The sequence below is a fragment of the Algoriphagus sp. A40 genome (assembly GCF_002002735.1).
In the GTDB taxonomy this organism is placed as follows: Bacteria; Bacteroidota; Bacteroidia; order Cytophagales; family Cyclobacteriaceae; genus Algoriphagus.
Genome location: NZ_MUNY01000069.1, coordinates 1 through 6,843, shown reverse-complemented (window position 1 = coordinate 6,843; position 6,843 = coordinate 1). Strand labels below are relative to the sequence as shown.

The window sequence follows — 6,843 nt, the reverse complement described above, 5'->3', positions numbered from 1 at the left end:
TATTAGGGATTATAATTCATTTAAGAGATGGACATAAGCATTGTTGCTTACAATAATTTGTTTAGACAAAAGTGGGATGATTTTGTTTTAAAATCCATTAATGGGACATTTCTACATTCAAGAAGCTTTTTTGATCATAACCCAAGGAATTTTGAAGATGATAATTCATATCTCTTTGTAAAGGGGAATTCCGTTGTAGCCGTAATTCCTTGTAATTTATACATTAAAAATAATAGAAAGATTCTTTATTCTTCCAGACGAGCAACATATGGTGGATTTGTAGTTGGAGATGAAATCGGAACCCAGGAAGCCGTTGAAATGGTGAAGTTGCTAAAAGTTGAAGCTGCAATTTTAGGTGTTCATGAAATTATTATTCGGAATCCATTTCGGGTTTTTAGTTCGAATCTATGTGATGAAACAGATTATGCCATGTGGTATCACGGTTTTCAAATTTTATCGAGAGAGTTGGAGACGGCAATTAAGTTAGGAGATTACGCAGAAGTGAGTAATGCCTTCTCGTCTTCCACGAAACGTAATATTAAGCGTGGACGACAAAATTTGCTGCTGAAAGAAAGTAATGATTATGAAGCGTACTGGGAAGTGTTAACAAAAAACTTGTTTGAGAGACACGCTTTGTTGCCTACTCATTCGTATTCTGAGTTTATTCAATTGATTAAGTCAGTGGGCTCAGAAAAAATTAAATTATTCGTAGCCTGTGTTGATGACAAAATTGTTGCGGGAATAATCTTGTTTATTCCAAATCAAAACGCAGTGCATGCACAATATATTTGTTCTGATTCTGAATTTCAGGAACTACGTCCTCTAAATGCGGTGATCGATGAAATCATAAAGTGGGCCTGCAGCCAAAAATACCAGTACTTAAATTTAGGGACTTCCAATTTTGATGCAGGCAGAGGAATTAACGAAGGATTGTTTCGATTCAAGGAAGGTTTTGGAGGGCGTAATGTCTTGCGCGAAACCATGCATTTACAATTGTAACAACTATGGAAAAGAAAAGCGACTTTGAAAAGTTTAAGAATCTGACTTTCGAAGACTTTAAAAAGATGGCTAATGATGATTCTTTATCACAGTATCAAAAAATAGGTTTTCCAGATGCTTACAGAGAGAATAAGGAGAACATCATCTTTGATGACATCATTAATAAGTTGAATTTTCAAACCGCCGATATAAATAGTGCAGGTGTATTATTGGATATTGGTCCCGGGTGTAGTGAGTTGCCAAAGATGATCATCGATCATTGCAATAAATTTAATTTTAAAATTCTTTTGGTGGATTCCAAAGAGATGTTGGATCAACTTCCCTCGCAAGAATCGATTACTAAGTTTGAGGGCTATTTCCCAAATGACGTTCCGGATTTAGTGAATCAGTTCCACCACAAGGTTGATTACATTGTAGGGTACAGTATTTTTCATTACGTCTTTTATAATACTTGCATATATAAATTTTTAGATGCAGCATTATCCTTATTAAAGCCAGGAGGAATAATGTTGATAGGGGATATCCCAAATATTACCAAGCGTAAACGGTTCTTTTCAACGGATAAGGGTATTGCATTCCACAAGAATTTTACTCAGACGGATACATTGCCGGAAATAGATCATTTGCAACTTGAGCCTACACATATCGATGATGGTGTATTAATGGGTATTATGCAGCGCTACCGAAATTTTGGATTTGAAGCCTACCTTTTGCCTCAGCCTGCGACACTCCCTTTTCATAATCGAAGAGAAGATTTGGTAATTCACAAAATCTAAACGCTATGGTTAAAGAAAGGAAGCTAGTCATTTTTGGGGACAGTGCATTTGCCGAAATTGCCTATGAGTATTTTACCCACGATTCAGAGTATGAAGTTGTGGCCTTTACTGTAACGAGTGAATTTTTGAAAAAGGATTCGCTTTTTGGAGTTCCAATTATAGCTTTTGAAACCATTCAAGAGACCTACAGTCCTGCTGAATATGAAATGCACATTGCATTAGTTTATAACAATTTGAATCGTGCTCGGATGAAGTTTTACAAGGAGGCAAAGGCTAAAGGTTATACTTTGGCCAACTACATCAGCAGCCAGGCATTTGTGTGGGGCAATGTAGAGCTGGGGGATAACTGTTTTGTTTTTGAAGACAATACTATCCAGCCATTTGTAAGAATAGGTAGCAATAATGTTTTTTGGAGCGGTAATCACATTGGTCATCATTCGGTTATTGGTTCGCACAACTTCATATCCTCTCATGTAGTGATCTCGGGATTCTGTAAAATTGGTGATGCAAATTTTATCGGCGTGAATGCCACCATGGGAAACAACCTCAGTATTGGTAATGATTGTTTAATAGGTTCAGCTGTTCATATTGTCCGCCCCGTTAAGGACGGTGCATTAATGAAAGGAGCGCCAACTCATGCAGAAGAGATTTCAACCTATGAACGTTTCGGAATAGAATGGCCATGAAGTGGAAGAAACTTGGTCTGGTTTACGCCCCCTCGAGAAGTCAATGGTGGAATCAGTTTTACGCCATGATGCCAACACCGTATCATATAAAGAGCGAAGCCATCATTCGTATTTTTTTTGGAGTTACAGATAAAGATAGGTTTGGAAGAACCGCGTTTGTTGATGTAGATGAACAAGACCCCACTTTTATCGTCCGAACATCGGAATCATATGTTTTGGATAGTGGTTTACCCGGTACGTTTGATGACTGCGGAGCAGTACCGAGTTGCTTGATATCAAAAGGTAATAGTCAGTATTTGTATTACGTAGGATTTCAACGGGTTCAGAAAGTTCCTTATCTACTTTTTTCAGGCCTAGCAACTTCATCAGACTATACACATTTCAAAAGATACTCTCAGGCGCCAATTATTGATCGTTCTAAGACAAATGTTTTTTCAAATGCTGCGCCTTTTGTATTGTTTGATCAAGAGGAGAATCTTTATAAGATGTGGTTTTGGTTAGGATTAGAGTGGGTTGATATAAATCAGAAGCTATACATCAAAGCTGAAATTCAATATGCGACTTCTCAAGATGGATTGGAATGGAATGTTGAAAATATTTCCTGCATAACACCAGATTCTAATACGGAATTTTCTGTTGGAAGACCTTGGGTTTTGAAATCAGAAGGTATATATAAAATGTTTTACTCCGTTAGGTATATCGATAAATTATACCGACTTGCCTATGCTGAATCAATGGACGGTAAATCTTGGATTCGTAAAGAGAATCAAATTGGAATTGATGTCTCCGAAAGTGGGTGGGATTCGGAAATGATATGCTACCCTGCTGTGATCAACGTTCATAATAAAACGTATCTGTTCTATAACGGCAACAATAATGGAGAAACTGGTTTTGGCGTTGCTGAATTGGTTGAAGAATAACCTATGATCCCATTTTTAGATTTGCAGAAAATAAATATCCGGCACGAAGAGGCCTTTAAACAGGAGATAGATGACCTCTTAAAAAGCGGATGGTTCCTCCTTGGTGATAAATTGAGTGAGTTTGAACGTTTGTTTGCTCAATACTGCGGTGTAAAGTATTGCGTCGGTGTGGCCAATGGGCTCGATGCACTGATCCTGATACTGGAGGCCTACAAGGAGTTTGGCCTGATGACAACAGAAGATGAGGTGTTAGTGCCAGCAAACACATACATTGCTAGCATTCTAGCTATTTCCAAAGCGGGATTGAAGCCGATTTTGGTTGAGCCTCGATTTGATGATTATCTGATCGACCCAACTAAAATTGAAGAAAAGATTACAAATAGAACAGTGGCAATCATGGCAGTTCATCTTTACGGCCAGGTGTGCGACATGAACGCTATCAACACAATAGCACAAAAGTATAACCTTAAAGTTATAGAGGATTCAGCACAGTCGCACGGAGCGTACTATCAAAATAAACGATGTGGAAATCTGGGTGATGCCAGTGGTTTTAGTTTTTATCCCGGAAAGAATTTGGGAGCCTTGGGTGATGGAGGAGCCATAACAACAAATGACGATGCGCTAGCCAGTGTGTTAAAAGCCTATCGTAACTATGGCTCGAATGAAAAATATCATCATAAGTTTAAAGGTATCAATTCAAGATTAGATGAAATGCAAGCCGCCTTCTTAACGATCAAACTAAAATATTTAGATGACGATAACGAGAAGCGCAGAAGTATTGCAAATACTTATCTTGAGAATATTAAAAATCCGACCATTATTTTGCCCATTGTGAATAGTAGTGAAAGGCATGTCTGGCATTTATTTGTGGTTCGAACTAAGCGCAGAAATTTATTTCAAAAATATTTACTTGAAAAAGCTGTACAAACGGTGGTTCATTATCCGATTGCACCTCACAGGCAAGAGGCATTTAAGGAATTTATTAATGATACTTATCCTATTTCCGAAGAAATCCATGACACCGTGATTTCATTACCAATCTCACCAGTGATGATGATGGATGAGGTTGAATCTATTGTAAAATTTGTAAATTTATATTCATGAAAGTTGCCTATTAATTACAAGTTTGAGAGACCTTTGGTTACAATTATTACGTTGGTATATAATACCGGTGAATATGTAGTTAAGGCACTAGAGTCAGTGAAATCTCAATCTTACGACAATATCCAACATATTATTATTGACGATTGTTCATCAGACAATTCAATCGAAATTGTAGAAAAATGGTTAGGAACTAACCTTAAGAATTTTACATTCATTAAGCATCCTCAAAATCTAGGGATTACTAAATCTATGAACGAGGGATTACGATTGTCAAAAGGTAAGTATGTCAGCTTTGTTAGTGATGATCTTTTTTTGCCTGGAAAACTTGATAGACAAGTTCAAATATTTGAGGATCTTGGGCAAGAGTATGCATTGGTATATTCAGATATACAAATGATTAATGATGAGGGAGTTAAGTTAGGGACCTTATTCAGTAGTTTGAATAGATTTATGATTGGGCCAGAGGAAAATCTTGTTGAAGAGCTTTTTCTCGGACATTTCATCCATGGATCTGCAGCTCTTCTGAGTAAAGAAGCGTTAACAAAAGTTGGTTATTTCAATGAATCACTTATCGTAGAAGATATTGATTTGTACTTGAGACTGGCGAAAAACTACAAGTTTAAATTTGATAATGAAATTAGTGCAATTTATCGGATCCATGGCCGGTCTCTCCTAAAGACGATTGGCATCAATGGTCTTGAGCAGAATCTATTGTCGCTTGAACCATATTGCCTACACAGCGATAGAACCTTAAAACATTTTATTCAGTATTTAGATTACTGTTTATCTCGATTTAGCAAAGAAGGATATCCAAATTGGAGGATATGGTTTAAGAAAAGATGGAGCTACAAACAGGATATTTTAAGTCTCTATTTTTATTTTATAGCATTGTTTAATATCAGATTAAAAAATCATAACACAGTGAAGTCATTGTTGAACCTATCCTACTTAAAACGATTCGTCGTGAATTGCAAAATTAGAATTAAGAAAAAACTGCTCACCAAACCGGTCCTGATAAAGGAAAAGTTTAAAAGTGAATCCTATTCTCAATGCGCAGAAGATTTGTTGGTTCAATACGTTTTTCGATTGAGAAAAATCACAAATCCAACGTATCTCGATATAGGTGCCCATCACCCCTATCAACTAAGCAATACGGCTTTATTTTATCAAAAAGGTTGTAAGGGTATTAATATTGAAGCAAATCCATCCTTGCACAATGCTTTTGAGATTTATCGCCCGAATGATATTAATCTGAATATTGGAATAAGTGATAAAGAAGAGGAGTTGGATTTCTACATTATGACAGATAATACCCTCAGTACATTCTCAAAAGAAGAATGTGATCAATTAATTGCTTATGGTAAAAAACTTGATAAAATCGAAAAAATAAAGTTGACGACCATCAATTTTGTAATAGATAATTATTGTGATGGTATTTTTCCAGACTTTTTGAGCATAGATGTAGAAGGACTGGATTTTCAAATATTGAAATCAATTGACTTTGAAAAGTCCTCACCCAAAGTTATTTGTGTTGAAGCTTCCGAGTATTCTCCAGTTGGGTCCGGTGCGAGAAGAAATGAATTGATTCATTTATTAGTTGATAAAGGCTACTATGAATATGCCAATACTAACTTGAATGCCATTATGGTAAAGAATGATTTTTGGTTTATCTAAATGGATTCGAATTTTTTCAATTGTAATTCCAACCAACAACAACGAAATTACACTTTCGATTGTGTCAGTAAGTAAACTTTATCAGCTTTTTTAAAGTATAAAATGATAAAAAATGATCTTTCTATAATTATTCCTAATTTCAATTCTGGTCATCTTTTAGAAGATAGTTTAGAATCCATTTTTAAGGAGACTGTTTCTTTCTCTTTTGAGGTTTTGATTGTGGATAATTGTTCCTCTGACCATCCTGAAAATATTGTTGAAAAATATCCATACATAAATCTTTTCTTTTTATCTGAACCTGATTTTGGTATCTATGACGCGATGAACAAAGGTGTTTCTTTAGCGAAAGGAGACTGGTTAATTTTTTTGGGCTCAGGAGACGAATTGATAATTGAGTCTATAGAATGTATTTTTTCCCAAAGTTTAAGAGATTTTAAGTTTTTGTATGGAAACACTTTACTACGTAAAAATAATCATCTCTATGATGGGGTTTTTTCTAAACCTAAGTTATTGAAAAAGAACATTTCTCATCAGGCTATACTATATCATAATAGTCTTTTTGTGTCGTTTGGCTTTTTTCCTTTGAAATATTCTATATGGGCTGATTATTATTTTAATCTTTTTGTGTTTTTCAAGGATAAGCAAGTTATTCGCTATTTTGACTTAGCCATTTCAATATATAAG

General features: G+C 35.6%; 7 protein-coding genes. All 7 read left to right on the top strand.

The window, feature by feature from the left end; translation table 11 throughout:
• Window positions 1-27: 27 nt before the first annotated feature.
• Window positions 28-999, top strand: a complete 972-nt coding sequence (locus tag B0E43_RS17345) for a GNAT family N-acetyltransferase (protein WP_077352103.1) — start codon at window positions 28-30, stop codon at window positions 997-999.
• A gap of 5 nt (window positions 1,000-1,004) precedes the next feature.
• Window positions 1,005-1,775: a class I SAM-dependent methyltransferase gene (locus B0E43_RS17340; RefSeq protein WP_077352101.1), complete on the top strand. Its 771-nt coding sequence runs from the start codon at window positions 1,005-1,007 to the stop codon at window positions 1,773-1,775.
• A gap of 5 nt (window positions 1,776-1,780) precedes the next feature.
• Window positions 1,781-2,461, top strand: a complete 681-nt coding sequence (locus tag B0E43_RS17335; protein ID WP_077352099.1) for an acetyltransferase — start codon at window positions 1,781-1,783, stop codon at window positions 2,459-2,461.
• Complete coding sequence (locus B0E43_RS17330; RefSeq protein WP_139352812.1) at window positions 2,458-3,381, top strand: hypothetical protein; 924 nt, start codon at window positions 2,458-2,460, stop codon at window positions 3,379-3,381. The genes B0E43_RS17335 and B0E43_RS17330 overlap by 4 nt, the downstream gene beginning before the upstream one ends.
• A gap of 3 nt (window positions 3,382-3,384) precedes the next feature.
• Window positions 3,385-4,485: a DegT/DnrJ/EryC1/StrS aminotransferase family protein gene (locus tag B0E43_RS17325; RefSeq protein WP_077352095.1), complete on the top strand. Its 1,101-nt coding sequence runs from the start codon at window positions 3,385-3,387 to the stop codon at window positions 4,483-4,485.
• A 33-nt stretch (window positions 4,486-4,518) separates the two neighbouring features.
• Window positions 4,519-6,159 carry an FkbM family methyltransferase gene (locus B0E43_RS17320; protein ID WP_168171968.1) on the top strand — a complete coding sequence of 547 codons (1,641 nt, stop codon included), beginning with the start codon at window positions 4,519-4,521 and terminating at the stop codon, window positions 6,157-6,159.
• A 102-nt stretch (window positions 6,160-6,261) separates the two neighbouring features.
• The coding region (locus B0E43_RS17315) for a glycosyltransferase (RefSeq protein WP_077352091.1) at window positions 6,262-6,843 on the top strand (582 nt) is incomplete at its 3' end.

What these genes read in the sequence shown, in the direction of transcription:
- B0E43_RS17335 (WP_077352099.1), top strand. Translation starts at nt 1,781, where the DNA reads ATGGTTAAAGAAAGGAAGCTAGTCATTTTTGGGGACAGTGCATTTGCC.
- B0E43_RS17345 (WP_077352103.1), top strand. Translation starts at nt 28, where the DNA reads ATGGACATAAGCATTGTTGCTTACAATAATTTGTTTAGACAAAAGTGG.
- B0E43_RS17330 (WP_139352812.1), top strand. Translation starts at nt 2,458, where the DNA reads ATGAAGTGGAAGAAACTTGGTCTGGTTTACGCCCCCTCGAGAAGTCAA.
- B0E43_RS17325 (WP_077352095.1), top strand. Translation starts at nt 3,385, where the DNA reads ATGATCCCATTTTTAGATTTGCAGAAAATAAATATCCGGCACGAAGAG.
- B0E43_RS17340 (WP_077352101.1), top strand. Translation starts at nt 1,005, where the DNA reads ATGGAAAAGAAAAGCGACTTTGAAAAGTTTAAGAATCTGACTTTCGAA.